The organism is Oceanidesulfovibrio marinus (assembly GCF_013085545.1).
GTDB lineage: Bacteria > Desulfobacterota > Desulfovibrionia > Desulfovibrionales > Desulfovibrionaceae > Oceanidesulfovibrio > Oceanidesulfovibrio marinus.
The window spans coordinates 4,424,746-4,451,070 of sequence record NZ_CP039543.1; the positions used below are offsets into that span (position 1 = coordinate 4,424,746).

Below are 26,325 nucleotides of genomic sequence, written 5' to 3' on the forward strand. Positions count from 1 at the left end.
CAGAAAGATGTGGTTTAATAATGGCTTACTACCAAAAGAAAGCGCAGGTTGAGGCGCTGCTCCTGGAGATGAACCCGCCGCCACCGGTGCGGCGGTACTTCCAGGTCGTCAAGGAAGTGTATGCGCACGAGCGCTTCGAGCTGACGCTTTCGCTGTGCGAAGCCTTTGTCCTGTCCGTGCTGCCGTGCGGGCAGGGCACAGGCGTCCTGATGCGCTCCGCGACAGTGGCCAATGCGCGGGCGGCAACGTCGTTCGCCGAGAAGGAGACAGCCACGCTGGATGCCATCTGCACCGCCGTGGCGCTGGCTCTGGTCTTCGGCGTGTCGTTTTCTCCGGTACATACGTTGGGGCTTTCGGGCGGGCATTCGTAAGCGCAGCCGCTATATACACCGCACACCCCTGAAACTTTTTTTCAATGAAAAAGTTTTGAAAGGGGGAGCGCGAGGGGGATGCCTTTTTCAAAAGGCATCCCCCTCGCATTGCTTTTCTTATCCGTTCTTCACCAGCAGGAGCCGGCCCCAGGCGGCCTGGCCCAGGGCAATGCAACCGTCGTTGGGCGGGACAAAGCCATGGACCAGGGGGATGAGGCCGCGGTCGGCCAGAGCTTTGGGCAGGGCCAGGGCAAGGGTGCGGTTCTGGAACACGCCGCCGGATAGCGCCACGTGCTCCAGGCCGAGGCGGCCCGTATGGTGGGCGGCCCAGTCGGCCAGACCCCGGATAAGCCCGAGGTGGAAGCGGCGGCTGATCACGCCGGCGGAGACGCCGGCCTCCCAATCTTGATGCGCCTCGGCAAAGAGGGCGAGGGTGTCGAGGTTGCCGTCGCCGGACACGGCGCAGGGGTAGGCGACGGTCTCGGCCATATCCTGCGCGCCTTCCAGGCGGATGGCGGCCTGCCCCTCGTAGCTGGCGGTGTTAGCCAGGCCGAGCATGGCGGCCACGCCGTCAAAGAGTCGGCCGCAGCTGGTGGTGATCGGCGCGTTGATTTTCTTGTCGAGCATCTGCGGCAGCATCCGGCTCATGGGGCCGAACGTATCGAGCCACGGCCACGGCCGGTTGCCGGGCTCGGTGATGCCCAGGGCGTGGAGCATGCTCTGGGCGATGCGCCAGGGCTCCTTCACGGCGGCGTCGCCGCCAGGGAGCAGGATGGGCGAGAAGTGCGCGACGCGTTCGTGGGTCAGGGCCTCGGTATCGACGAACAGGGCTTCCCCGCCCCAAAGGGTCCCGTCCTCTCCAAGGCCGGTGCCGTCCAGAGCCAGGCCCAGGGCCGCGCCGCGGAAACGGTGCTCGGCCAGCACAGCGTGGATGTGTGCCACGTGGTGTTGCAGGCCGTGCGCGGGCAGGCCGGACTCCTCCACGGCCCAGCGCGTGGCCAGGAAGTTGGGGTGCAGATCGTGCACCACGATGGCTGGAGAGACCTGGAGGATGGCGGCGAGATGGGTTATAATCTCGCGAAAGAAACCCATGGTCTCAAGGTTCTCCAAATCGCCGATGTGCTGGCTGAGAAATGCCTGCGAGCCTTTGGTGAGGCAAATCGTGTTCTTGAGTTCCGGACCCACGCCGAGCACCGTGGGCACGCCGTCCGTGCGGTCATCAAGATTCTGGATGTCCACGGGCGAGGGTGTGTAGCCGCGCGCCCGGCGGAAGTAGATGAGCGGCGGGCCAGGCTCGGCCGCGTCTTTGGGCATGCCGAGGGCGTCGTCAGGCGTGAGCGGCATGACCACCGAATCGTCGGTGCGGATGAGGATGTCGCGGTCGTGCAGCAGGAAGCAGTCCGCAATGTCCGCCAGCCGGGACAGGGCCTCGCGGTTGCCCAGGGCGATGGGCTCGTCCGAGAGGTTGCCCGAGGTCATGACCAGGGCCGGATGGGAGCCGCCGCCGGCCTCGCGCAGGTAGCGGAAGAGCACATGGTGCAGCGGCGTGTACGGCAGCATGACGCCCACCAGATCGGTGTCCGTGGCGATGGAGGCGGCGAGAGCCTTGCCCCCAGCGGGACCGGATGCGCGCGGCAGCAGGGCGATGGGCCGGACCGGGCCGGTGAGCAGCCGGGCGGCGGACTCGTCGATGAAGACATAGGCGGCAGCGGCCTCGATGTCCGGAACCATGACCGCGAGCGGCTTGTGCGGGCGGTGCTTGCGCTCGCGCAGGAGCTGGACCGCAGATTCGTTGGTGGCGTCGCAGGCCAGGTGGAATCCGCCCAGGCCCTTGATCGCCGCGATGGTCCCGGCCGCGAGACGGCGGGCGACCTCGCGCAGGGCGTCCTGGCCCTGGCACACGGGCATGCCGTCGGCCTCCTGCAGCCAGACGCGTGGACCGCACACCGGGCAGGCGTTGGGCTGGGCGTGGAAGCGCCGGTCCAGAGGATTTTCGTACTCCGCGGCGCACTCCTCGCACAGAGGGAAGCAGGCCATGGAGGTGGTGGCGCGGTCGTACGGGATGGAACGAGTTATGGTATAGCGCGGGCCGCAGTTGGTGCAGTTGGTGAAGGGGTAGAGGTAACGGCGGTCGTTTGGATCGGCCATCTCGGCCAGGCAGTCGGCGCAGGTGGCGGTGTCCGGGCTGATGAGCACGGCGTGGCCCTCGCCCTGGTCGCTCTTGAGGATCTGGAATCCGCCCTCGGTCGGCGCGTCGGGTGGCTTGACTTCTTGGGCTTCTTCATCGAGGGAGACAATGCGCGCCAGCGGCGGAATCTCGGTGCGCAGAGCATGACCGAAGGATGCGGCGTCGACCGCCGGGCCGGTGATCTCGATGACTACGCCCTCGGGCGTGTTCTTGACGAAACCGGCAAGACCGCGCTCCACGGCGATGCGATAGACAAAAGGCCGGAAGCCCACGCCCTGGACTTGGCCAGTGACCACGAAACGGCGTTTTTCGTATGGCAGGAATCCGTTGGGCATGGGGCGGATGTACCTATTCAAACGTCAAATTGGAAGTAATTGTGAAAGGTTCGTAAACAACATGTGAGAAAATGGGGATCGGGTAGACATGCGGCGCGCCGGGATTTAGTTAAAAGCGGTGCGCGGCGGCAGGCGCCGTGCATGCTCCTGTTTTATCAATCATACAATTTGTGAAAGGAAATTGGGACGTTGTTATGACGTGTTGGATTGATATGCTTCCGGATGAATCCGTGGCCGCACAGTGCGCCAAGGAGGACCCCGCTATTTGCGCGCGGTGCGCCCTGACCGGACCCACGTGCTGCACCGTGACGCCCGGCAGCGAGGCGAACTGCTTTCCCGTGTCCGAAATGGAGTGGGAACGCGTGCTTGAACACGCCGGCGAGCGCGGGGCCTTTGTCCGGGAGACCAACACCCAGCCGTTCCGACACATGGTCGCACGGCTCTTTCCCGGCGAACACCGGGCTGTGGAAGAGCTTTTTCCCCATCACAAGGTCCACCTGCGTCTTGCCACCACTCCGGCCGGGCAGTGCATATTCGCCTCGGCCGAGGGCTGCGAGCTCCCCAGGGAGGCGCGGCCGTACTACTGCCGTATCTTTCCTCTGTGGGTATACGGCGAGCGCCTCACCGTGTTCAATGCCGACGGGTGCTCCGCGGTCCGCGAAGGCCGCGGCCATCGCGGCGTCATGGCGATGCTCGGCACCACGGAGAACGAGGTGCGCAGCCTCTTTGGTCGGCTCCGACTGGCCTGGGGGCTGGACCCCGGTCCCGGCTTTGCGACCGCTGCGCCGCAGGCCGCAGCCGGTCGCTAGGTAAGACGCCACAATCCCTATGAAAAAGAAAATCCTCATCGGAATCGCCATCGGGCTCCTCGGGCTGATAACCATCGCGGCCGCCGGCGGCCTGGGGCTCTATCTGTGGGCGGCGCGCGATCTGCCCAGCTTCAAGAAGATCACGGATTACAATCCGCCGCTGGTGACCACTGTGTACGCCCGCAACGGCGACGTGCTGGGCCACTTCTACCGCGAGCGCCGCTTCCTGGTGCGGCTGGAGGAGATGCCCGACTATCTGGTCAAGGCGTTCCTCGCAGCCGAGGACCGCGGCTTCTACGAGCATCCGGGCATCGACCCCTCGGCCATCTTCCGCGCCATGGTCAAAAACTTCCTGGCCGGCGACATCCGCCAGGGCGGTTCGACCATCACCCAGCAGATCATCAAGCGGCTGCTGCTCACGCCGGAAAAGAGCTACGAGCGCAAGCTCAAGGAAGCGATTCTGGCCTACCGCCTGGAGAGCTACCTCTCCAAGGACGACATCATCACCATATATCTGAACCAGATATACCTTGGTGCCCGCTCCTACGGCGTGGAGGCCGCGGCGCGCAGTTATTTCGGCAAGCACGTGGGCGAGCTGAGCCTGGCCGAGGCCGCTGTGCTCGCCGGTCTGCCCCAGGCCCCGTCGCGTTACGATCCCTACCGACATCCGGAGAGAGCCAAGCAGCGGCAGCGCTACGTGCTGGAGCAGATGCTCGACGCGGGCTGGATAACCCAGGATCAGTTCGACGAAGCCGTCAACGCGCCGCTGGAGTACTCCGCCATGCCCGACCCGTCGTGGCAGGTGGGCGCGTACTATCTGGAAGAGGTCCGGCGCTGGCTCATCGATTACATGAGCCGCGAGAACATGAATGCCATGGGCGCCACCCTGGACCGCTACGGCGAGGACGCCGTGTACGAGTCGGGCCTGCATGTCTACACGGCCATAGACCTGGACCATCAGCGCGCAGCCGAGAAGGCCCTGCATGACGGGCTCATCGCCTCCACCAAGCGACGCGGCTGGCGCGGGCCCATCAAGACCCTTGCCCCCTCGGCGATGGAGGACTTCCTGGCCCGGCAAAAGGACGTGGTGCAGCGGCTGGCTTCCGGCGAGTGGGTGGAGGCCGTGGTCAAGGAGGTTTCCGCGACCGGGGCCACTGTGGAGCTCGGCAACTTCGAGGGCTGGATACCGGTCAAGAGCATGCACTGGTGCCGCAAGCCCGATCCCAAGAAGGCGACGGAGCAGGTGCCGTCCGTCTCGGACGCGCGGAAAGTCCTGTCCATCGGCGACGTGGTCTGGGTCTCGCGCGCTTCCGGGGACGACAAGGGCAAGAAGAGCAAGGCGACGCCGGAAGAAGGGCAGATTCCCCTGGAGCTGGAGCAGGAGCCCGAAGTGCAGGGCGCGCTCGTCTCCCTGGAGCCTCCCACGGGCGAGGTCCGCGCGCTAGTGGGCGGATACGACTTCCAGAAGAGCAACTTCAACCGCGCCACCCAGGCGCACCGCCAGCCCGGCTCGGCCTTCAAGCCCATCGTCTACTCGGCGGCCATAGACGCCGGGTTCACGCCAGCCTCCATTATCATCGACGCGCCCACAGAGTACCGCTTCGGCGGCAGGGTCTGGCGGCCATCGAACTTCGAGGGCGAGTACTACGGCCCCACCTTGCTGCGCACAGCGCTGGTCAAGTCGCGCAACACAGTGACCGTGCGCATTGCCGAGCGCATGGGGGTGGATGCGATCATCGACCGCGCCCACGCCCTGGGGATCGAGGAGGAGTTTCCCCGCAACCTGACAATCTCGTTGGGCTCCGTAGCCGTCACGCCATACAACCTCTGCGAGGCGTACACCGCCTTTGCCCGTGAAGGCACGGTCATCAAGCCGCGCATGGTCCTGGCCGTCAAGGGCGCCTGGGGGGATGATCTCTACCAATCCGCGCCGGAAGTGCGCGAGGCCATCAGCCCGCAGAACGCCTACATCATGGACACCCTGCTGCAGGACGTGGTGCAGCACGGCACCGGCTGGCGCGCCAAGGTTCTGGACCGTCCGGTGGCCGGCAAGACCGGCACGACCAACGAGGAACATGACGCATGGTTCATGGGCTTCACGCCGTACCTGCTCACCGGTGTCTATGTCGGGTTCGACCAGCTGACCCCCATGGGCCGCTTCGAGACCGGCTCCCGCGCCGCCTCGCCCATCTGGGTGCAGTACAGGCAGGCTGTGGAGGATACGTACCAGCCGGAAGAGTTTCCCGTGCCTCCGGACATTGTGCACGTGAACATCGATCTGAAAACGGGTAAGGTGGCCGACGGCAGCTCCAACGACACCGAGTTCCTGCCGTTCATCGCCGGCTCGCAACCGAGCGCGGCCGTGGCGGGTTACATGTCGCCCGGCGCCAACGGGACCGCAGGCGACGCCGGCCCCAGCAGCCCGGAAGACCTGTTCAAGCAATTCTGATGAAAACAAGCTACGAAAGCGCTCCCCCGTACGTGACCAAGGACGGCTCCAAGATACGCGAGCTGATGCACCCGGCCGAGCACGGCAACGCGAACCAGAGCCTGGCCGAAGCGCGGGTTCCTGCCGGAGCCGAGACGCTTCTGCACAAACACCGGTCAAGTGAGGAGCTTTACCACGTGACGGCCGGTTGGGGCCTCATGGTCCTGGGGGACGAGACCTTCCCCATCGTGCCGGGCGATACCGTGCACATTGCGCCCGGTACGACCCACGGCCTGATCAACGACGGCGACGAAACCCTGGTGGTGCTCTGCTGCTGTGCGCCGGCGTACAGCCACGAGGACACCGAGCTCGTGGAGCGTGAGCCTTCCGAAAGCGCCGGGAACTGAACTTCCAAGGAGACGACCATGCCGTGTCTGAAGATCGAAACGAACATCGAGCTGGATGACGCACAGGCCGAGGATCTGGTGGCCAAGGCCACGAGCCTGGTGGCGGACGCCCTGGGCAAGTCCGAACGATACGTCATGGTGGTCATCCACCCCGGCGTGCTGGTCTCCTTCAACGGCACGCAGGACCCGGCCGCCTACTGCTCACTCGGCTCCATCGGACTGGAGGAATCGCTCTGCCCCTCCCTGTCGGAGTCGCTGTGCACCTTCCTGGAGACCCGCACCGGCATCCCCCAGGACCGCATCTATATCGAGTTTTCAAATCTTTCCCGGTCAATGTTTGGCTGGAACGGCAAGACCTTCGGTTAATCCGGCCGTGTAAACCATTCGTAAAGAATACGCCGCCGTTGTTCTGGTCGGCCCCGGAATCATGGTATGGTGTCCGGGAACCCAATAAGGAGCAAACAATGCGACGTCATCTCCACCTCTTTTCTGCTGCTGCGATACTCACTCTGCTGCTGCTCGCGAACGCACCAACGGCTGACGCCGAGGTCGTGGAAGCCACCCTCTATCCCAACTCCGCCCGCGTGGTGGAGTCCCTCACCCTGCAACCCGTGAACGGCACCGTGGAGTGGACCGTCCCACTGTCCGCCGATCCGCAGACCCTGCGCGTGGAGTCCATCACCGACGGCGTCTCCCTGGTGGACGTGCATTGGGAGCAGGTCCCGGCCGAACCCTCGCTGGAGGTGGACAGCATCCGCACGCAGCTGAACGCCACCCGCACGCGTCTGGCCGAGGTCCAGGGCGGTCTGGACGCCATCACAACACAGCTTTCGTTCTGGAACAATCTGCCGGAGTTCAAGCCCGAGGCCGCAACGGAGCTGGAGCAGACGGCCACGGCCATGGGCCGCGAGATCCAAAAGCTCGTTGCCGGCCGCTACCCCTTGAGCGAGGAAAAGAAAGACCTTGAAAAAACCATCAAGGATCTCGAAGCCAAGCTGAACGACCTGACCGGCAAGGCCCGCGACAGCTGGCGCGTGACCGCCATGCTGGACGGCGCGCTGTTCTCCCCCAGCGTGGACCTCACCGCGGCCTACATCCTTTCCGGTTGCGGCTGGGAGCCGCTCTATCGCCTGGACGCCCGGCCGGCCAAGGCGGCCGTGGAGTTCGGCTTTGATGCGCGCATGTGGCAGAGCTCCGGACAGGACTGGACGGATGTGGACCTGGAGCTGGCCACCGTGCGGCCCGAGTTGGGACTGGAACCCCCGCGCCTGCCGAACTGGGTGATTCAGGAACGGCCCAAGCCCCAACCCGTCATGCGCCAGAAGGCCCTCGGCGCGGCACAGGACTCCGTGATGTTCAACGAGGAGGCCGTTGCTCCCAGCGCCATGATGGCGCCCGTGCAGCAACGCATGACCAACTATACCTCCTGGGAGATCGGCCGGCGCAGCCTGCCTGCCGGCGAGCAACCGCGCCTCTCCGTCATGGAGGAGTCCTGGCCGGCCACATTCCTCTACACCGTGCGGCCCTCGGTCAACGATATGGCCTTCCTCACCGCAGCCGTGGACCTGCCTCAGGCGCGCGACCTGCCGCCCGGACCGGCCGTGTTCATGGCCGACGGCGCCGTGGTCGGCAAGCGGCCCTTCTCCCTGGGCGAAAAAGAGACCGATATCTTCTTCGGGGCCGATCCCCTGGTCACTGCCGAGATGACCCTGGAGGCCAAGCAGGCCGGCGATGCGGGTATCATCTCCACCAAGCAGACCTATCTTTGGGACTGGACCATCGAGGTGCGCAACGGCGAGAAGCACGAGGTCGCCATCCGCGTGGAAGAACCGGCTCCCCAGGTGCGCAACGAGAACATCAAGCTGGAGGTCAAATCCCAGCCTGAAGCCCAAAAGACCGACAAGCAAATGCTGGAATGGGAAAAAACCCTGCCCGCAGGCGGCACCTGGACCATCGACCACTCCGTGTCGCTCACCGCGCCCGGCAATATGGATTTGGATCTCGGTTTCCGGCGCTAGCCACTTCGCAGGCCGTTGAAAATTTCCCGCTGGCTGCGTTGCTGCAAAAAGTTCAAACCCTTCGTATCTTTTATACGCGTCAGCCTTGAACTTTTCTTGCGCCTTGCCAGCGGGATTTTTGAACAGCCTGCCGTGAGAGAACTTTTTTAACAGCTTCTTAGTATATGTGACATTAAAAGCGGGGAGCCTGGTTGCCAAGCTCCCCGCTTTTCTTTTGGTAATTTCTAAGAAACTCGGACCAGAATAGGGTTGATTTCAGCCATCGGAGTAGTTCTTAATGCATTGAGAAGAATAGGAAAAAGATCTTCATTCCGATGATTGAAACGAAAGCAAACTTCACCCAAATACAGGTGAAAGAATTTTCTGGGAACTCCGCGGAAAGGGTACTGCCAATTCTTCGCATAGCTCCAGAAGCCCTCGATCCCTTTGATGTGGTCACGTCCCTTGGGCCGGCCCTTCTCCTTTCGGACAACAACATGCTCGCCTCGAAGACGCAGGCTCGCGTACGCCTGCCATTGATCCGTATAATACAGGCTTCCGGGGAGCGTGTGCTCGCGCACCAACTGCACCACCTCGGCCTGGCTTCTGGCCTTGAGGGGAAAGGCGCGGACCATGCCGTTTCGTTTGACAATGCCCAACACGATGACCTTACCAGCGGCGCCCCAGCCACGTTTGCCCTTGCGGACTCCGCCGAAAGTGCTTTTGTCGCACTCGACATCACCCTCGAAAGGCGCACGCAAGCCTTCGGCGTGCGCAACAAGCCCGGATCATACGATAGAACCGGTCCACGGTCGGGGCGCTGGCCGTTTCGCGAAACCGCTGCCGGTAGACCGGAACGCCGAAGACAAAGAGTTCGAGGAGGCGGCGCTTGGACGCTTCGGGGAGCCGGCAGGCTTCCCAGACAGTCTTCCACGTGTAGCGCTTGGCGCACCGGCGACACTTGAAACGGCCGTCTCCCAGCTTCCAGGCCCAGGTGTACGCGCACGAAGGACATTTTCTCATCGTCGAACCTGCCTACCACAGGTCCGGTTCGCTTAGGAATTACCTTTCTTTTTACAATATGCCCTCCGGGGTCCAGGGAGCCAACATGCGCTTAGAGTCGCCGGACACGTATGTTACGTATCAACCTCTGGGCGTATAGGTGAGGTATCGGTTTCGGTGCGCCGGGCTGGTGCATTACGGCCGGCGTCGTTGTATGCTGGGAGGTGTATCCCCACCTGCAGCGCGAGGAGCGACCATGCTGGAGCTACGAGAAACGCCGGGCAGCAACATCGTTGAACTCGTCATCGACGGCCGTATCAGCCGTGACGACTTCGACCGGGCCATCGAGATTATCAACCGGGTCATCGAGGAGCACGGCAGCGTCAAGCTGCTCGAAGATATCCGGGCGTTCGGCGCGGTGGACCCCTCGCTGATCTGGGAAGACCTCAAATGGGCCTTTGCCCACTTCAAGGACATCTCCAAAACTGCCATTGTCGCCGATCGGAAGTGGCTGGAATGGTACACGAATATCTTCAAGCCGTTCGTGAAGATGGAAGTCCGTTACTTCGACTCCAGCGAGATCGACGACGCCCGGCGCTGGCTGGCTGAGCCACCCGAACAGGAGTAGCCCGCACCCTCTGCCAGGGGAGTTCAATTCCCCTGGACCCTAGATATGGGTCCAGGGAGCTAAGCTCCCTGGTGGGAGTTTGAGGGCAAAGCCCTCAAGACCCCTGGCTCGCCGCTTCGCGATCGGTTCGCCGTACTCACCGGCCCAATTCTCTTTTCCTGGAGAATTGTGAACCCAGAACGGTGGCCCCTTGCGGGGTGACCCGAGGGGCAGCGCCCCTCGGGTCACCAGGATTAGCCAGAAATCTTTCTACAGCTTGGATTTGAGGACGAGGTCGGTGATGGGGCCGCGGGAGCGGTCGCCTTTGAGCACGATGTGCGCGTAGTTGGAGAACCCTTTGAACTTGCGCACGATCCAGTTGAGGCCGTTGTTGGAGGCCGAGAGATAGGGGTTGTCCACCTGGCTGGTATCGCCCAGGCAGAAGCATTTGACGCCTTCGCCCATGCGGGTGAGCAGGGCGCGGACCTCGTTGCGCGAGAGGTTCTGGGTTTCATCTACGATGACCACGGCGTTCTCGATATTCATACCGCGGATGTAGTTGAGCGGCAGGATTTCGAACTTCTTGGTGTTGTAGCGCAAGAGGTCGTCGTTGGGGTTGAGGAATATCTTGTTGGCCGGCCGCGACTCGTGGAGCTTGAGCAGCAGGTCGTGGATATACTTGACGTACGGCTCCATCTTTTCCTTCACGTCGCCGGGCAGGTAGCCCAGCTTGGAGCCCAGCTCGATGGTGGGTTTGACGATGAATATCTTCTCGTAGAGCCGTTTTTCCAGCACGAGGTAGAGGCTGGTGGCCAGGGCCAGGAAGGTCTTGCCGAAGCCGGCCTCGCTCTGCATGGAGACGAGGTCGATGGTGGGATTCTGCATCAGCATCAGCGCCAGGTTCTGGTACACGCTGCGCGGTTTCACGTTCCACATGGAGGTCGTGTAGTTGATGCACTCGTCACCGGCGGCGCCGTGGAATATGGGCTTGCCGTCCTGCCAGGTAAAGCAGTTGGTCACGGTTTCTTCGCCATCGGGCACGAACCCTGTGTACAGCTGCGACTCGGACTCGAAAGGTTTGGAGTCGCGGAACTCCTCGCTCTTGATCTTGGCCAGTCCGGCCTGGAGCTGGAGGATGCGGTCATTGGTGACCAGGATGGGGTCCTCGATGGACGTGCTCTTGATCTCCTTGAGGATGTAGTTGTCCACGATCTCCTCGGTGAACCGGGAGATGGAGGCGTCGTTCTGGATGAACTGGATGGAGTCGCGGTGCTCCAGCAGAACGTCGACCACTTTGGCCACGATGTGGCGGATGCGCTGGTTGGTCTTGAGCTGGTTGAGCTCGATGAGCACGTGGTAGGGGATGAAGATGTTGTTTTCTTGGCCGTTCTTCAGGTTGACGATGGCTTGAGGGTTTTCAATGAGGACGTTGGTGTCGAGGACGTAATTCTTTTTGGTCATAGCGTGTTCGCCCAGGGGCTAAAGGCCATGGATGGACAAGTCGACGCCGCGTCCGCATGGAGAGCAGACGGCGCCGGGACCGCAGCCGAACCGGAACCAACGCAGCGTACAGGCTGTGTGGAACCGGAAAAGTGACTTGGGAAGGAAGAGGAGGCGCGTGCGCCGGGGCGGCAGGAGCGCCCGAGAAGCCGTTGTGCGGCTGAAGAGCGGAAAGGGGTACTCCGTTCAGTCAGCACGCAGTGTCACCTCGCATACATCGGGAGGGAGATGCTGACGGCCGGACAGCTGGTCCAGACGCGCAGATGGCGATAGGGATGGTGTCCCAGGAGAGGGTGGCTTGCGCCGGGGGTATGTGGCGTTCGGTATGCAGCGTCATGTAGCTGTCACACTCTCAATGCACGCGTGGCGTGACACAGGCTGGGAACCGATACGCATCAGCCTGTCCATTTCAATTATCTGCACATTACCCCGCGCGCGGTTACAAATCAATGACGCGGGCAGGGACGTTACGTGACGCGGGGTTCAAGGCGCCACGGGCGCGACCCGGACTCGTCCTGTCCGAGGGCTTTGCCCTTGGGCTCCCACCAGGGAACTAAGTTCCCTGGACCCATGTCATCGATTGCACAGGACAGCGTCCCCGGACAACTGGCGTGAGACGCGCACCAAGGTTGTAAAATATCGCGTCCTGTTTCAAACTATGCGCCCGGGTCCATGGAGACCCGGCAAACCTGAACATACATACGGTACAATATGAAACTCTTTTGGCGATTGATACTTATCCTGGGCATTATCCTGGCGGTGGGGGGGTACCTGGCGGAACGCGAAACACGATTGAGCCCAGACCTTTCGCAAGTCGATATCCAGCAATGCGAGCGTGGCACGCCGCGTGAAGCCATTGCCTCGTTTTTGCGCAGCATGCATCGCTATGAGGAGGACAACCAGTTCGGTTTTTCCTGCCTGGTCCCACTCGTGGCCTCCCCGGAGGAAATCAAGGAGGAGATAGACAAGTCCGTCATTCTGCTTCGGGCGAGACAGCTGTTGCTCCTCCTGGAGAATCTCGACTTCCAAATGGAGGACATCGTCTCCGACCGTATAGATGTGGATAAGGTGACGCTGCCTTTCACCTATCAGAACAAGTCCGTAGACATCACCATGTTGCGAGCGGACACGGGCTGGTTTTTTGATCCTTCGATGTTTAAGAGTGCGGAGTTTCGGTCCACATACCAGACCTTGCAGGATACGTTCGAACGGTTCACCCGGTCAGACATGCAAGGCGACACCTTTGTTCCGGATCTCATGAGCCCCTATCGCACGTTGTATACGTTGAGGGCCGGCGTGGAGGGACTGGATGCCGAGGGTATGACCGATGCATTAAAGACCATGGACATGAGTGAGTTCTTGCCCCCGGAACGTTCGGTATACGGCCCGGTCCTGGCTGTCATGCTGTACCGGATCATCACGTTGCATTCCACGCTGCAGCTGGAAGAGCTCTCCGCCGACCCCACGACCACGCGACAGCCCATCTTTCTGGTGGTGCCAGGCCTGGGAACAGTGACCATGCACGTGGTCACCCAGGAGAACGGGGTCAAAGCCTGGAAGTTCACCCCCAAAAGCCTGGAGGTGGCCTGGAAGAGCTATGATGACATCATGCGCAATCTCATGGTCCAAGGCGTCGATCCCTTCATCGGTGTGCGGCTCTCCCTGCATACCCGCCTCGACGACCTGGTCCAGAAACATGCCCGTGGGCTTTTGGTCTATTTTCTCAAAAGCAATCTCTATAAATGGATCATTATATTTGTGTTGCTAGTGGCGACGCCGCTTCTGTGCCGCGTGTCCTCCTGGCTCGCAAATCGCATCCTCACGACCGTGGAGAGCCGTCTGCCCAGTGGCGTTTCAGGCTACAAACACTTTGTGCTGCCCGCCCAAATTTTGTTGGTGGCTTTTGTCTGGCTGAAAACCATCCTCATACTTTTCCCGTATCGAGGGCTCATGGTGGCGACTCTGTACAGCCTGGAAATTATGATGATCGGCACGATGGTCTGGGTCGTCCTGCTGGGCGTAGGGGTGCTGACAGAAATCCTGACGGCAGGCCGGAGCGCCAGCATACGCGGCACCATGCTGCTCATCATCGGCCAGATCGTGAAGATTCTGGCCATCCTCGCGGGATTGGTGGCCATTGCCAATCTTTTCAATCAGAACTCTACGCGCATCGTGGCCGCTTTGGGGATCGGCGGCATCGCCTTGGCGCTGGCCGGTAAAGACACCCTGGAAAACATCTTCGGCACCCTGGTGATCATGACCACGAGACCTTTTGCCGTGGGCGATTGGATCTTGGTGGATCAGGTGGAGGGCACTGTGGAAAAGGTGGGGGTCCGCTCAACCTCCATCCGCACCTTCTACAACTCCGAGGTCACCGTACCCAACGCCAAGTTCATCACTTCGCCGGTGGACAACATGGGGCGGCGCACCTGGCGGCGCTACAAAACGTTCATCGGCGTTGCCTACGACACACCCATCGAAAATGTGAACGAATTCGTGCAGGGACTCAGGCAGATTGTGCTCGATCGGCCGACCATGAACAAAGAGAATTTTCACATCGTGGTCAACGACTTCGGCCCCTGGTCCCTCAACATCATGGTCTACGTCTTTTTCAAGACAGCGGATTGGGCTGAGGAACTTAAAGAGCGCCATCGCTTCATTATGGACACCCTCGCTCTGGCAGAAACAATGGGCATATCCATAACCGTGCCCGAAAGTATCGTGCACCTCAGGCAGGACGAGGCCAGCGCCCAGGCAGAGCGCACAGGTCCGAGCATGGGCACTGCCAAAATATCCTCGGATTAAAGAGCACCTTGCGTACCGAGGGGCGCTGCCCCTCGGCTCCCCGCCAGGGAGCACTGCTCCCTGGACCCTGTATTAGGCCATAAAAGACCCCAGAACGGGGTCAAGGGGCCAATGGCCCCTTGCAGGGAGTTTTGAGGGACAGAGTCCCTCAAAGACAGCGTCCCCCAGATATTTTTCTGCCGAGGACGTCTAGGCGTTTTCTTCGCCCAGCAGGCGGCGGGCGATTTCCTGGGCGGCCCGGCGTCCGGCGCCCATGGCGGAGATGACGGTAGCGGCGCCGGTCACGATATCGCCGCCGGCAAAGACGTTGGGCATGCTTGTCTCGCCGGTTTCCTCATCCACCTGCACGTAGCCGCGCGGTGTTTTCTCCAGCTCGGGCGTGGCTTCCAGGAGGATGGGGTTGGGGCCGGTGCCCACGGCGATGATCGCCATGTCGCAGGCGAGCTCGAAGTAGTCGCCCTCGATGGGGATGGGCCGGCGGCGGCCCGATGCGTCCGGCTCGCCCAGCTCCATGCGTTGCAGCGCCACGGAGGTGAGCACGCCCTGGTCGTCGCCCTTGAACTCGATGGGCGAGGAAAGAATCTGCAGCTCCACGCCTTCTTCGATGGCGTGATCCAGCTCTTCCACGCGGGCGGGCATTTCGCCTTTGGTGCGGCGGTAGACGATGAACACGTTCTCCGCGCCCAGGCGCTTGGCGGTGCGGGCGGAGTCCATGGCCACGTTGCCGCCGCCGAACACGGCGACGTTCTTGCCGGCATACGTGGGGGTGTCGGTTTCCGGGAACTTGTAGGCGCGTCCGAGGTTCACGCGGGTCAGGTACTCGTTGGCCGAGAACACGCCGATGAGGTTCTCGCCGGGAAGGTTCAGGAACTTGGGCAGGCCGGCGCCCACGCCCAGGAATACGGCCTTGTACCCGGCCTCGAACAGCTCGCTGATGCCAAAGGTCTTGCCGCCGATCCAGTTGGTAAAGAAGTCCACCTCCTGCTCGCGCAGGGCGTCCACTTCCTGGTGTACGATGTCCTTGGGCAGGCGGAACTCCGGAATGCCGTAGACAAGCACGCCGCCCAGCTCGTGCAGGGCCTCGAACACAGTGACCTTGATGCCGTGGGAGGAGAGGTAGCCGGCGCAGGTCAGGCTAGAGGGGCCGGAGCCGATGCACGCGACCTTGATATCCTCGTGGATGGGGGCGCAGACCTTGGTTACGCCGACCATGTGGTCGCAGGCGGTCTGGGCCATGTAGGTGTCAGCCGTGTAGCGTTCCAGCCGGCCGATGGCCACGGGCTCGCCTTTCTTGCCCAGGATGCACGCGCCCTCGCACTGCACTTCCTGCGGGCAGACGCGACCACACACGGCGGGCAGGCTGTTGGTGCTCTTGATGGCCTCGTAGGCGCCGGGCACGTCGCCCTTTTGCAGAAAGCCGATGAAATCCTTGATAGGCACTTCCACGGGGCAGCCCTTGACGCATGCTGGCTTCTTGCACTGGAGGCAGCGCGCGGCCTCGGCCATGGCCTGCTCCTGCGTATAGCCCAGGGCCACCTCCATGAAATTCGTGATGCGCTCCTGGGGCGGCTGGGTGGGCATGTCCACGCGCGGCGCCGCGGGCTTCTTCGTCTTCCTGGGGGTTTCCTCGCTATTGGCCATGGCTCTTCTTCCACTCCTGGTAGGAGATAGCTTCCTGCGGTTTGAACGCGTTGAGCCGCTTGCGCAGCTCATCGAAATCCACCTGAAGGCCGTCGAACTCCGGGCCGTCCACGCAGGCGAACTTGGTTTCGCCGCCCACGGTGACGCGGCAGGCGCCGCACATGCCCATGCCGTCCACCATGATGGAGTTGAGGCTCACAGTGGTCTTCACGTTGAAAGGCCGGGCCACGCGCGCCACGGCGGCCATCATGGGCACAGGGCCCACGGCCACCACCTCGCCGATGTCTGCGTCGCTTTCCAGGCGCTGCTGCAGGATGTCGGTGACAAAGCCCTTGTGGCCGCAACTGCCGTCGTCCGTGCAGACCTCCAGCTCGGGGCAGAAGCTCTCCAGCTCGTCGCAGAAGAGCAGAAGGTTCTCGCTGCGCGCGCCCACGATGGCGACCACGCGGTTGCCGGCCATGTGGTGGCCCTTGGCGATGTGGTGCATGGCCGCGATGCCGGTGCCGCCGCCCACGCAGATGACCGTGCCGATGGGCTCGATGTGCGTGGCTTTGCCCAGCGGACCGCAGAGGTCCAGGATCACGTCGCCTTCACCGAGCTGTTCGAGGGCGGCCGTGGTCTTGCCCATCACCAGGTAGACGATGGTGATGGTGCCAGCCTCGGTGTCTGTGTCGGCTATGGTCAGGGGGATACGCTCACCCTCCGGCGCGATGCGGAGGATGACGAAGTTGCCGGGCAGTGCCTTGCGCGCGATGTGCGGCGCGTGGATGACGAGCTTGCTCGTCTGCCCGGGGATGAGACGTTCCTTGGACAGAATGCGTGCGGGTGGAGCAGCGATCTCTATCATATCATCTCCAGTACAATGTTCAGGAAAATGTTGTACGGGCATGCCATGCCCTTGGCAACCATTGATATCTGGGGATATCCGGATACTTGCAATGGACTGCCGGAGTAGGATATAGAAATGTATCCCAAGCTGAAACAGACCATACCCTTATGAACGTCGCTTCGTCATCGGCTTACGGCGCCGGGACCACAATTCGGGGAATACGGGCATATGCCCGCCAATCCCCGCGGTTTGGCGCGTTCGGCCGCAACGACTCTGTCAGCACGACAGGTGACGCGGCACGCCTTGGGACCGCCCTGGCCACGACGGCCGACGAATCTTCGGCATCCGCCAGCGCCAGCAGCACGCCGCACACCGAGCCCTCTCCGCGCAGCCGGTCCATCGGCTTCCGGATCGGGCCGTTCGCCATCCGCTACACCACAGAAGAACCAGACGTCGCCCCTGGCGTGAGCTGGGACGATCTGGTCCGCGAAGCCGAGCGCCTCGCCTCGGTCAACACCTCCGCGCCGTACGAGGCCGAGCACGAGGTGGCCGAGCTGCGCAGCTCCCTGGCCGAGTCGCCTGTGGAACGGCTGACCCGGCGGATGGGCGAGTCCGCGACAGAGCAGCCTGGGCAATCACTCTCCGCGCTGGACGCCGGCGCGGCGCCCCCTGCGGCCATGCGCAAAGCGGCCGCCGCCTATGCCGACACCGCCTCCCTGAGCCATCGTCCCCAGACCGGCGGCGTGTGGCACTCCGTGCTCTGATTCTCCATGTCAGTTGTCTGGGGGACGCTGTCCCCCAACCCCCCTGCCAGGGGAATTTAATCCCCCTGGACCCCTAATTTAGGGTCCAGGGAACTAAGTTCCCTGGCGGGTGCCCGAGGGCAGAGCCCTCGGACTAACCCCAGAACGGGGTCAAGGGGCAGCGCCCTTCGGACGAGGCGAGCCTGGCGTGGGCACGAGTCTGACGAAGTGCGGTCAACCAAAACGGCGGTTGTGCGTTGTTATGGGAAAGGGCTGTTGGTCGGCATACCCGGCAAGCCCCGTCCGGCGGGGGTTTACATTTGCGCTGTTTTCTCGTTTACAATGGGCTTTGTCCACGGCACTACATGATACATAAGGAGAAAATATGCCCAAGCTGGATGTGAAGCCCACCCCCGAGTTCAAAAAGGCACTCGAGATAGGCCGTCCGCCCAATGTTGCGACCCTGTTCCCCAACTCCAGCGCGCTCATTGTGAGCGGCAAGGTCATCGACCGCGCCATGCTCCGGAAGGGCAAGTGTATGACCATTGCGGTCAACGGCCGCAGCTCCTTCGTGGTCCGTGGCGCACTGCGCGGCGCACAGCGCGCCAACGCTGCAATCGTTCTGGAGATCGCCCGTTCCGAGGGCGGGGCGAATGCCTACTGCCACGTGAACATGTGGAACCTGGCGCAGCATGTGAACCAGATCGTCAACGAGCTGGGGCTGACCATCCCGGTGGCCATCCACGCCGACCACTACGGCATCAAGAAGCCCGAAGACATGGCCGGCGCCAAGGCCGAGATCCCCTCGCTGTTCGAGTCAGGGGTCACCTCCATCGCCATCGACGCCTCGCACATGCCGGACGACCAGAACCTGCTGGCCAACATCGAGCTGCGCGACTACGTGCCTTCCTGGGCCGGGTATGAGACCGAGGTGGGCGAGATCAAGGGCAAGGCTGGTCTGTCCACGCCGGCCGAGGCGCTGTTCCTGATCAAGGGGCTCAACGCCCACGGCATCCATCCGGACTGGATCGCCCTGAACAACGGCACCACCCACGGCCTGGAGGCCGAGGGCGAGGGCATTCAGGTGGGGCTCACCCGTGAGATCCACGAGGCCCTGGCCCCCTACAAGGTATCTGGCGCGCAGCACGGCACCTCTGGCAACAGCTATGAGCGGTTGAAGCAGATTGCCGAGCAGACGCGCACCACCAAGGCCAATGTGGCCACGGCCCTGCAGATGGTCTCCTGGGGCGTGAAGGTGAACGAGTACGGCAACGCCCAGCTGGACGCCGACGGCAAGTTCATCAAGGAATCCGGCAAGGGGCTGGATGACGAGATCTGGAACGAGATGGTGGCCTACGCGGACAAGCAGGGCTGGTCCGGCGGCAACTACAAGAAGCTCAACCTTCCGTTCGAGTGCCGGCTGCTGGGCCAGTCGCGCGAGATTCGCGAGCGCATGGTCCAGGGCGTGGAGGACTTCGTGGCTTCCCTGCTCACGGACGTTTTCCATGCGGACGGCACGGCGGAGATCGCCTACGAGCTGATCAACGAGGCCGGCAGCTTCGACCTCGGGGCCAAAGGCGAGAGAATAGAGGACCCGGCCGAGTGGACTCCGGAGAAGATCCGGGAGCGCGCTGCGGCCATGGATACGGATAAGGGCCCGGAAGGGGACTTTGACGACTAGAACGTCACACGCATCGGCGGAAAGGGCGGCTGTCCGGTCGCCCGCCGCCGTGTTGGCAGCGCGAGCCGGGGCGGTCCTGCTGTTGGCCGCACTCCTCGGGCTTGCGCTCTGCATGTCTCTCCCTGCCCCTGTTTCGGCGCAGTACCGCTGTCCGGATGGAACCTACTGGCGCTCCGGACGCTGCCGCTCGGAAGAACCGTATCCCTACAACCGGTCCGAGGTGTACCGTGAACGGCTCTGCCTCGGTCCGTACAATTACTGCGCGGCCGTGTGCCGCCAGGGATATGTGACCTCCGGCTCCAGCGCATTCCGCGTCTGTATGGACCAATGCGCGGAGCGGTACGCGGCCTGCGAGGCCGCGCCGCCGGAGCTGGGGGCACAGTGACGGGCGCAACGCCCAGGGAGAAATCATGCGAACAGTCCGCTCCTATATTGTAATCGCAGTCGCGCTGCTCGTCCTCAGTCTGTTGGCGAGCGCGCCGGCCGATGCACGACGACACCACCACCGCTGCCCGCCGGGCTATACTTTCTACGCCGGCCAGTGCGTGCCGGCAGCGCCGTACGGCTACTACGGCCGATGGGGACCCTACGGCCCGCGCTACCCCGACAATAACCGCGCCGCAGGCTGCTCTCCCTCACTGTTGCTTTGCCAGCAGCAGTGCGAAGCCATGCGGCGCAAGATGGACCCGCTGGCCTACGCCCAATGCCGGCAGAATTGCCAGATAGGCTACGAGTCCTGCGTGTACTGACGCCGGCGGCAGCCATTCCGGAAGTACAGAGCGCCCCCGAGAATTTTCGGGGGCGTTTTTTCATGACGCATGTTACGATGTGGAACGCGTGACAGCACACTGGTCGGACATCATGGCCGGCCCAGATTAAGGAGAATCCGGAGATGAGAAAGAAGACGTCTGGTCGTACGCGTGGGTATTGGATCGCACTGTGCGCCATCGCCGCCGTGCTTGTGACGGCCGGCACTGCTCTGGCCTCCGGACCGGACGCCGTGGGCGGAGAGCAGGGAGTGCTGCTGGCGCAGGTCTCACCGGAGCAGGCCACGCCCCAGGCGCTCGACCTGGTGCAGTCGGTGGAGGACGAGCAGGGTCCCGAGGTTCCTCCAGCAATGCCGCTGGATGACGACGACCCCATGTCGCCCCTGAACCCGGAGGAGGACCCCATGTGTGGCCCCGACGAGGTGCCCTACGGCGATAGCTGCCTGCCGCAGCCCGGCGGACCAGGCGTGCAGCCAATGGCGACCGGCGACTGCCCGGATGGCCACTTCCCGTTCCAGGGCATGTGCCACCCCCTGCCACAGGGGTTCCTGCCGGACGCCCAGTAGCCCGGAGCTGCTGTCTGGGGGACGCTGTCCTTCACGTCAGCTGTCCCCCAAGACCTCCCGCCAGGGGAATTAAATTCCCCCGGACCCCAATAGTTGGGTCCAGGGAGCTAAGCTCCCTGGCGGGGTGCCGAGGGGCAGAGCCTCTCGGTGCGGGACGGTGTCTAGCCTTCCACCAGTGTCTTCAGCGTCTCGAAGGCGGCGTTGATGCCGGATGCGTCGGTACCGCCGGCCTGGGCCAGGTCCGGACGGCCGCCGCCGGAGCCGCCCACTTTTTCGGCCACGGGCTTGATGAGCTGGGGGGCCGTAAAGTGGTCGTGCAGGTCCTTGGAGACGTAGAGGATGAGCGGCACCTTGCCGTCGTTTTCGGTCACGAGGCAGGCCACGCCCGAGGGCAGCTTGGAGCGCACGTCGTCCATGATGTCGCGCAGGGCCTTGACGTTGGGGGCGTCCACGCGGGCGGCCAGCAGCTTCACGCCGTTGACGTCCTGGAGGTCGTCCATGATGTCGCCGCCCTTTGCCGAAGCGGCCTTGGCCGCGAGCTTTTCGTTGTCCTTGGCGAGCTTCTTCAGCTCATCCTGCAGGGTTCTGATCCGCTTGACCACGTCCTCGGGCGCGGCGGAGCGCAGCTTGAGCGCGCCGGCCACGTCGTGCACGGCGGAGCGCTGCTGCTCGTAGTAGTCCAGGGCGTTCCAGCCTGTGGCGGCCTCGATACGCCGCACGCCGGCGGCCACGCCGGACTCGGACAGGATGACGAAGGGGCCGGCCTGGCCCGTGGAAGTGAGATGCGTGCCGCCGCACAGCTCGGTGGAGAAGTTCGGGACTTCGACCATGCGGACCTCTTCCTCGTACTTCTCGCCAAAGAGAGCCATGGCGCCGCGGGCCACGGCTTCTTCATAGGAGAGCACGCTGGTGCAGACCGGGGCGTTGGCGAGAACGGCACGGTTGACCTCGCGCTCCACGGCCGCGATTTCCTCAGGCGTGAGGGCGGCGATGTGGGTGAAGTCGAAGCGCAGGCGGTCCGGACCCACAAGGGAGCCGGCCTGCTTGACGTGCTCGCCCAGAACCTTGCGCAGGGCGGCGTGCAGCAGGTGTGTGGTGGTGTGGTTGCGCGCAGTGGCCAGACGGGGGCCTTCCTCCACCACGAGCTCGGCTTCCTGGCCTTCGGCGATCTCGCCGTCTTCCACGGTGATGACGTGGGCGGTGAGGTGCGGGTTGGGCTTCAGGGCGTTTTCCACCGTGGCGCGGCCGCCGGGGGTGACGACTGTGCCGGTGTCGCCGAGCTGGCCGCCGGACTCGCCGTAGAAGGGCGTGGACTCGGTGACCAGGTAGCCTTTGCTGCCGGAGGCGAGTTGCTCAACGCGGGCACCGGACTCGTCGAGCAGGGCGATGACGCGGGACTTCTCAGCCAGTGACTCGTAGCCGGTAAAGCCGGAGCGTACACCTTGTTCGAGCAGGGTGTGGAACACGGAGCCCAGGTCGGCTTCGCCGCTGCCTTTCCAGGCGGCCTTGGCGCGTTTGCGTTGGCTGGCCATGTGCTCATTGTAGCCGTTCTCGTCTACGGTAAATCCTTGCTTCTCTGCGATATCGTTGACGATATCGATGGGGAAGCCGAACGTGTCGTAGAGCTTGAAGGAGAACTCGCCGGAGACCTCGCGCTTGCCGTTCTCCTCGGCGATGCGTTCCAGCTCCTCGTTGAGCATGGCCAGGCCCTTGTCCAGGGTCAGGCTGAAGCGTTCCTCTTCCTCGCGCACGACCTTTTCCATGAAGTCCTTGCGCTCCACGAGATCGGGGAAGGCGTCGCCCATGAGCCGCACGACCTCGAAGGCGGTTTTGTGCAGAAAGGGGTCGCGCAGGCCGAGCAGCCGGCCGAAGCGGAAGGCGCGGCGGATGAGCCGGCGCAGCACATAGCCGCGGCCCTCGTTGGAGGGCAGGATGCCGTCGGCGATCATGAAGGCAATGGAGCGGCTGTGGTCCGCGATGACGCGGTGGGCCGTGCCCGTCTCCTCGGCGGTGTTGTAGGCCACGCCGGAGAGCTTGGCCGTGTAGCCCATGATGTCCTGGAAAAGATTGATGTCGAAGTTGGAGTACACGCCCTGGCACACGGCCGCGACGCGCTCCAGGCCCATGCCCGTGTCGATGGAGGGCCGGGGCAGGGGTACGCGCTCGCCGCTTTCGAGCTGGTCATACTGCATGAACACGAGGTTCCAGATCTCCAGGAAGCGGTCGCACTCGCACACGCCGATGCCGCAGTCCGGGCCGCAGGCCACGTGCTCGCCCTGGTCGTACATGATTTCGGAGCAGGGGCCGCAGGGGCCGGTGTCGCCCATGGACCAGAAGTTGTCCTTCTCGCCCAGGCGGTAGATGCGCTCCAGCGGCACGCCGGCGACCTTCTGCCACAGGTCGGAGGCCTCGTCGTCGTCGGTGTAGACCGTGATGTAGAGCCTCTCGGGATCGAGCTTGAGCTCCTTGGTCAGAAACTCCCAGGCAAAGCCGATGGCCTGTTCCTTGAAATAGTCGCCGAAGGAGAAGTTGCCCAGCATCTCGAAGAACGTGAGGTGGCGCGCGGTGCGGCCCACGTTCTCCAGGTCGTTGTGCTTGCCGCCTACGCGCAGGCACTTCTGCGAGGTGGTGGCGCGCACGTAGTCCCGCTTTTCCTGCCCCAGGAAGAGCTTCTTGAACTGGACCATGCCGGCGTTGGTGAAGAGCAGGGTGGGGTCGTCCTTGGGAATAAGGGGGGCGGACTCCACCACGTTGTGGCCGTGCGACCTGAAGAATTCGAGGAACTTGGTTCGGATCTCGCCTGCAGTCAGATTGCTCATACGTTTGAAACGGGGCCTCGAAGGGCCCCTTTTGTTTGTGTCGCGCCTGCGCGCGTGTTCATATGGAACAACCGGAAACCGCGTTTCCGGAACTGTTGTGATCTGTCTAGCCTTCGGCCTTCTCGGTCTTCAGCTCCTCGGCCTCGGCCGGCGGGGTGGGCAGCGCATGGCCCAGGTGCTCCAGGAGCTTCTTTTCCACGGAATCGCGCAGTTCCGTGTTCTCCTGGAGGAAGACGCGCACGTTCTCCTTGCCCTGGCCCAGGCGCTCGGTGCCAAAGGCGTACCAGGCGCCACTCTTTTCTACCACGCCGTTGTCCACACCCAGGTCCAGCAACTCGCCTTCGCGGGAGATGCCGGTGCCGTAGAGGATGTCGAACAGGGCCTCGCGGAAGGGCGGGGCGACCTTGTTCTTGACCACCTTGACGCGCACGCGGGAGCCGTAGACCTCGTCCTTGTCCTTCAGGGTCTGGATCTTGCGGATGTCCAGGCGCACGGAGCAGTAGAACTTGAGGGCGTTGCCGCCGGTTGTGGTCTCCGGGCTGCCGTAGCCCATGGTGCCGATCTTCATGCGGGTCTGGTTGATGAAGACCACGGAGGTCTGGGACTTGTGGATGGTGCCGGTGAGCTTGCGCATGGCGTGGGACATGAGTCGGGCATGGCCGCCCACCTGGGTCTCGCCCATGTTGCCTTCCAGCTCGGCCTGGGGGATGAGCGCGGCCACGGAGTCCACGACCACCACATCCACGGCGGCGGAGCGCACGAGCATGTCCGCGATGTCCAGGGCCTGCTCGCCGTAGTCGGGCTGCGAAATGAGCAGCTCCTCGGTCTTCACGCCCAGGCGGCGGGCGTAGTTCACGTCCAGGGCGTGCTCGGCGTCGATGAATGCGGCGGTGCCGCCACGCTTCTGACACTCGGCAATGATGTGCAGGGCGAGGGTGGTCTTACCCGATGACTCCGGGCCGTAGATTTCCGAGACGCGGCCGCGCGGAATGCCGCCCACGCCCAGGGCGATGTCGAGGCCGATGGACCCCGTGGGAATGACCGGGATGGCGACGTGCGCATCGTCGGAGAGCTTCATCACCGAACCCTGTCCGTACTTGCGTTCTATGGTGGAAAGCGCGGTGCGCAGAGCTTCGGCGCGCAAATCTTGCGGATCAGCGTTCTTCTTCGCCATGAGACGTCCTCCGAAAAATAGTCTGGCTGAGGGTTCCGGGCCGAATCGCCCGGGTGGACAAGGCTGTACCAGAACCGGGCAGCGGGGGCAAATGGTGTGCGGCGAGCGGGTTTCCGGATGGGGCGCGGAGGCGCGAGAGCCGGGGGCTGAGGATGCGGGGCGGATTTGGGACGGGATGAGTGCGGCGTCGGGCTGGGACGCGGTAGTTGAGAGGATATGGTTTTCATGGCAGGAAGACCGTCCGCCATCGAAAATGCAACTGCTTTTGTAAACGATTTTTAAAATTCAACACATTATTTTTATTGATAATGGGCGAGCAGGGGCAAAAAAGATGACACCGGAAATGCACATGGAAATGACGCGCTTCGCCAAGCCCATTGCCTACCTGACTGATCCTGCTTAGGATACCACAACCATGCATCAATACGACGTTGTCGCCCTTTTTTCCGGAGGGCTGGATTCCATAATCGCGGCCAAGGTCGTGCAGGAGCAAGGACGCACCGTCAAAGCCCTGCACTTTACAAGCCCCTTCTTCGGCAAGCCCCACCGCATCCCCGAGTGGCAGGAGATGTACGGCATCGATATCGAGGCCGTGGACGTGGGCGACGAGTACGCCAAACTCATGCAGGGTCCGCCGCACGGCTTCGGCAAGGTGCTGAACCCCTGCATCGACTGCAAGATTCTGATGCTCCGCCGCGCCAAGCTGCGCATGCTTGAGCTCGGGGCCAAGGCCATCATTTCCGGCGAGGTGGTGGGTCAGCGGCCCATGTCCCAGCGCCGCGACGCCCTGAACATAATCAGCCGCGACGCCGAGGTGCGCGATTATCTCGTCCGGCCGCTGTGCGCGCAACGGCTCACGCCCACACCGCCCGAGGAGGCTGGCGTGCTGGACCGCGAGCGGCTGCTGAACATCTCCGGCCGCGGCCGCAAGTCGCAGCTGGCCCTGGCCGAGACGTACAAGCTGCCCGAAATTCCCACCCCTGCCGGCGGCTGCATGCTGGCTGAGGTGGAGTCTGCCAAGCGCTACTGGCCGGTGCTCAAGTGGAGCGAATCGCCCGCGGCCAACGACTTCGAGATGGCCAACCTGGGCCGCCAGTTCTGGAAAGGCGACAGCTGGCTCACGGTGGGCCGCGACCAGGAGGACAACACGCGCATCGAAGAGCTGGCCGCTGCCGGCGATCTGCTCTTCAAGGTCAAGGACTTCCCCGGACCACTCTGCCTGGGACGGCAGTGGCCGGGCCGGCCGTGGAGCCCGGAGACCGTGCGCGAGGCCGCCGCGCTCACCGCCCGCTACAGTGCCAAGGCTCGCCGACACGGCGGCGAGATCGCCGTCACAGTCACCAGCCGCGGCGAGATGGCCGAGGTCTGCGTGCCGGCCGCCGAGCCCCATGGCTGGGATACCCCGGATTGGGACGCGGCCAAGGAAGAGATCACGGCCTTGCGGGACTAGTGGAGTTTTTCGGGGGACAACCTTTCTGAAGAAAGTTTTTTCCCCCGGACCCTCTTTCCAAAGACTTTTCGCTGATCTTTTTTATTAATTCGGGCTGTTCTTGCTGCGTTTGCAAACGCAGCAAGAACAGCCCCGCTAAAAAGTTTAGGAAGGGAGAGCGCGAGAGGGAGAACCGCGCTGCTCTCTTCATCCCTATAGCGCAAACG

At 63.2% G+C, this 26,325-nt stretch carries 21 protein-coding genes; 14 read left to right on the plus strand and 7 right to left on the minus strand.

The window, feature by feature from the left end; all coding sequences use genetic code 11:
• The first annotated feature begins 20 nt into the window (after positions 1-20).
• Positions 21-371 (plus strand): hypothetical protein, encoded by a 351-nt coding sequence (locus E8L03_RS19375; RefSeq protein ID WP_171268250.1) that lies wholly within the window; start codon positions 21-23, stop codon positions 369-371.
• Positions 372-488: 117 nt separating this feature from the next.
• Here E8L03_RS19375 and hypF read toward each other — a convergent pair whose 3' ends face one another.
• On the minus strand, positions 489-2,894 hold the full coding sequence (hypF, locus tag E8L03_RS19380; RefSeq protein ID WP_171268251.1) for a carbamoyltransferase HypF: 2,406 nt from the start codon (positions 2,892-2,894) through the stop codon (positions 489-491).
• A gap of 212 nt (positions 2,895-3,106) precedes the next feature.
• On the opposite strand from hypF, the gene E8L03_RS19385 reads away from it, so the two are divergent.
• The 5 genes from E8L03_RS19385 (at position 3,107) to E8L03_RS19405 (ending at position 8,556) form a co-directional block, all read left to right on the plus strand.
• Entirely contained in the window at positions 3,107-3,703 is a 597-nt protein-coding gene (locus E8L03_RS19385; RefSeq protein ID WP_144307159.1) for a zinc/iron-chelating domain-containing protein, read from the plus strand.
• A gap of 19 nt (positions 3,704-3,722) precedes the next feature.
• On the plus strand, positions 3,723-6,152 hold the full coding sequence (locus tag E8L03_RS19390) for a penicillin-binding protein 1A (RefSeq protein ID WP_144307160.1): 2,430 nt from the start codon (positions 3,723-3,725) through the stop codon (positions 6,150-6,152).
• On the plus strand, positions 6,152-6,538 hold the full coding sequence (locus tag E8L03_RS19395) for a cupin domain-containing protein (protein ID WP_144307161.1): 387 nt from the start codon (positions 6,152-6,154) through the stop codon (positions 6,536-6,538). The genes E8L03_RS19390 and E8L03_RS19395 overlap by 1 nt, the downstream gene beginning before the upstream one ends.
• Positions 6,539-6,556: 18 nt before the next feature.
• Positions 6,557-6,904 (plus strand): phenylpyruvate tautomerase MIF-related protein, encoded by a 348-nt coding sequence (locus tag E8L03_RS19400; RefSeq protein WP_144307162.1) that lies wholly within the window; start codon positions 6,557-6,559, stop codon positions 6,902-6,904.
• A gap of 98 nt (positions 6,905-7,002) precedes the next feature.
• Complete coding sequence (locus E8L03_RS19405) at positions 7,003-8,556, plus strand: DUF4139 domain-containing protein (protein ID WP_171268252.1); 1,554 nt, start codon at positions 7,003-7,005, stop codon at positions 8,554-8,556.
• Positions 8,557-8,780: 224 nt separating this feature from the next.
• Here the strand turns inward: E8L03_RS19405 and E8L03_RS19410 are convergent, their stop codons facing one another.
• Positions 8,781-9,296: an IS1595 family transposase gene (locus tag E8L03_RS19410; protein WP_208738285.1), complete on the minus strand. Its 516-nt coding sequence runs from the start codon at positions 9,294-9,296 to the stop codon at positions 8,781-8,783.
• A 497-nt stretch (positions 9,297-9,793) separates the two neighbouring features.
• Between E8L03_RS19410 and E8L03_RS19415 the strand changes: the two genes are divergently transcribed.
• On the plus strand, positions 9,794-10,165 hold the full coding sequence (locus E8L03_RS19415) for a SpoIIAA family protein (protein ID WP_167512643.1): 372 nt from the start codon (positions 9,794-9,796) through the stop codon (positions 10,163-10,165).
• A 249-nt stretch (positions 10,166-10,414) separates the two neighbouring features.
• Here the strand turns inward: E8L03_RS19415 and E8L03_RS19420 are convergent, their stop codons facing one another.
• Positions 10,415-11,605, minus strand: coding sequence for a PhoH family protein (locus tag E8L03_RS19420; RefSeq protein ID WP_144307165.1), 1,191 nt, complete (start codon positions 11,603-11,605; stop codon positions 10,415-10,417).
• A gap of 750 nt (positions 11,606-12,355) precedes the next feature.
• Here E8L03_RS19420 and E8L03_RS19425 point away from each other — a divergent pair.
• Positions 12,356-14,449: a mechanosensitive ion channel family protein gene (locus E8L03_RS19425; protein WP_171268253.1), complete on the plus strand. Its 2,094-nt coding sequence runs from the start codon at positions 12,356-12,358 to the stop codon at positions 14,447-14,449.
• Between the two features lie 189 nt (positions 14,450-14,638).
• Here the strand turns inward: E8L03_RS19425 and gltA are convergent, their stop codons facing one another.
• A complete protein-coding gene (gltA, locus tag E8L03_RS19430) occupies positions 14,639-16,090 on the minus strand; it encodes an NADPH-dependent glutamate synthase (protein ID WP_144307167.1) in 1,452 nt (483 codons plus the stop codon).
• The gene (locus E8L03_RS19435; protein ID WP_144307168.1) at positions 16,080-16,937 is read right to left on the minus strand and encodes a sulfide/dihydroorotate dehydrogenase-like FAD/NAD-binding protein; all 858 of its coding nucleotides are present in this window, start codon (positions 16,935-16,937) and stop codon (positions 16,080-16,082) included. The genes gltA and E8L03_RS19435 overlap by 11 nt, the downstream gene beginning before the upstream one ends.
• Positions 16,938-17,086: 149 nt before the next feature.
• On the opposite strand from E8L03_RS19435, the gene E8L03_RS19440 reads away from it, so the two are divergent.
• The 5 genes from E8L03_RS19440 (at position 17,087) to E8L03_RS19460 (ending at position 20,676) form a co-directional block, all read left to right on the plus strand.
• Positions 17,087-17,683 carry a hypothetical protein gene (locus E8L03_RS19440; protein ID WP_171268254.1) on the plus strand — a complete coding sequence of 199 codons (597 nt, stop codon included), beginning with the start codon at positions 17,087-17,089 and terminating at the stop codon, positions 17,681-17,683.
• Positions 17,684-18,047: 364 nt separating this feature from the next.
• Positions 18,048-19,343 (plus strand): class II fructose-bisphosphate aldolase, encoded by a 1,296-nt coding sequence (locus E8L03_RS19445; RefSeq protein ID WP_171268255.1) that lies wholly within the window; start codon positions 18,048-18,050, stop codon positions 19,341-19,343.
• Positions 19,344-19,455: 112 nt separating this feature from the next.
• On the plus strand, positions 19,456-19,728 hold the full coding sequence (locus E8L03_RS19450) for a hypothetical protein (protein WP_144307171.1): 273 nt from the start codon (positions 19,456-19,458) through the stop codon (positions 19,726-19,728).
• A 25-nt stretch (positions 19,729-19,753) separates the two neighbouring features.
• Positions 19,754-20,092, plus strand: coding sequence for a hypothetical protein (locus E8L03_RS19455; protein ID WP_144307172.1), 339 nt, complete (start codon positions 19,754-19,756; stop codon positions 20,090-20,092).
• Between the two features lie 143 nt (positions 20,093-20,235).
• On the plus strand, positions 20,236-20,676 hold the full coding sequence (locus E8L03_RS19460) for a hypothetical protein (protein ID WP_171266203.1): 441 nt from the start codon (positions 20,236-20,238) through the stop codon (positions 20,674-20,676).
• A 161-nt stretch (positions 20,677-20,837) separates the two neighbouring features.
• On the opposite strand, the gene alaS is transcribed toward E8L03_RS19460, so the two are convergent.
• Both alaS and recA read right to left on the minus strand, forming a co-directional pair.
• On the minus strand, positions 20,838-23,495 hold the full coding sequence (gene alaS, locus E8L03_RS19465; RefSeq protein ID WP_171268256.1) for an alanine--tRNA ligase: 2,658 nt from the start codon (positions 23,493-23,495) through the stop codon (positions 20,838-20,840).
• Between the two features lie 106 nt (positions 23,496-23,601).
• Entirely contained in the window at positions 23,602-24,669 is a 1,068-nt protein-coding gene (gene recA / locus E8L03_RS19470) for a recombinase RecA (protein WP_171268257.1), read from the minus strand.
• Between the two features lie 415 nt (positions 24,670-25,084).
• Between recA and E8L03_RS19475 the strand changes: the two genes are divergently transcribed.
• The gene (locus E8L03_RS19475; protein WP_144307176.1) at positions 25,085-26,119 is read left to right on the plus strand and encodes a DUF814 domain-containing protein; all 1,035 of its coding nucleotides are present in this window, start codon (positions 25,085-25,087) and stop codon (positions 26,117-26,119) included.
• The last annotated feature ends 206 nt before the right edge of the window (positions 26,120-26,325 follow it).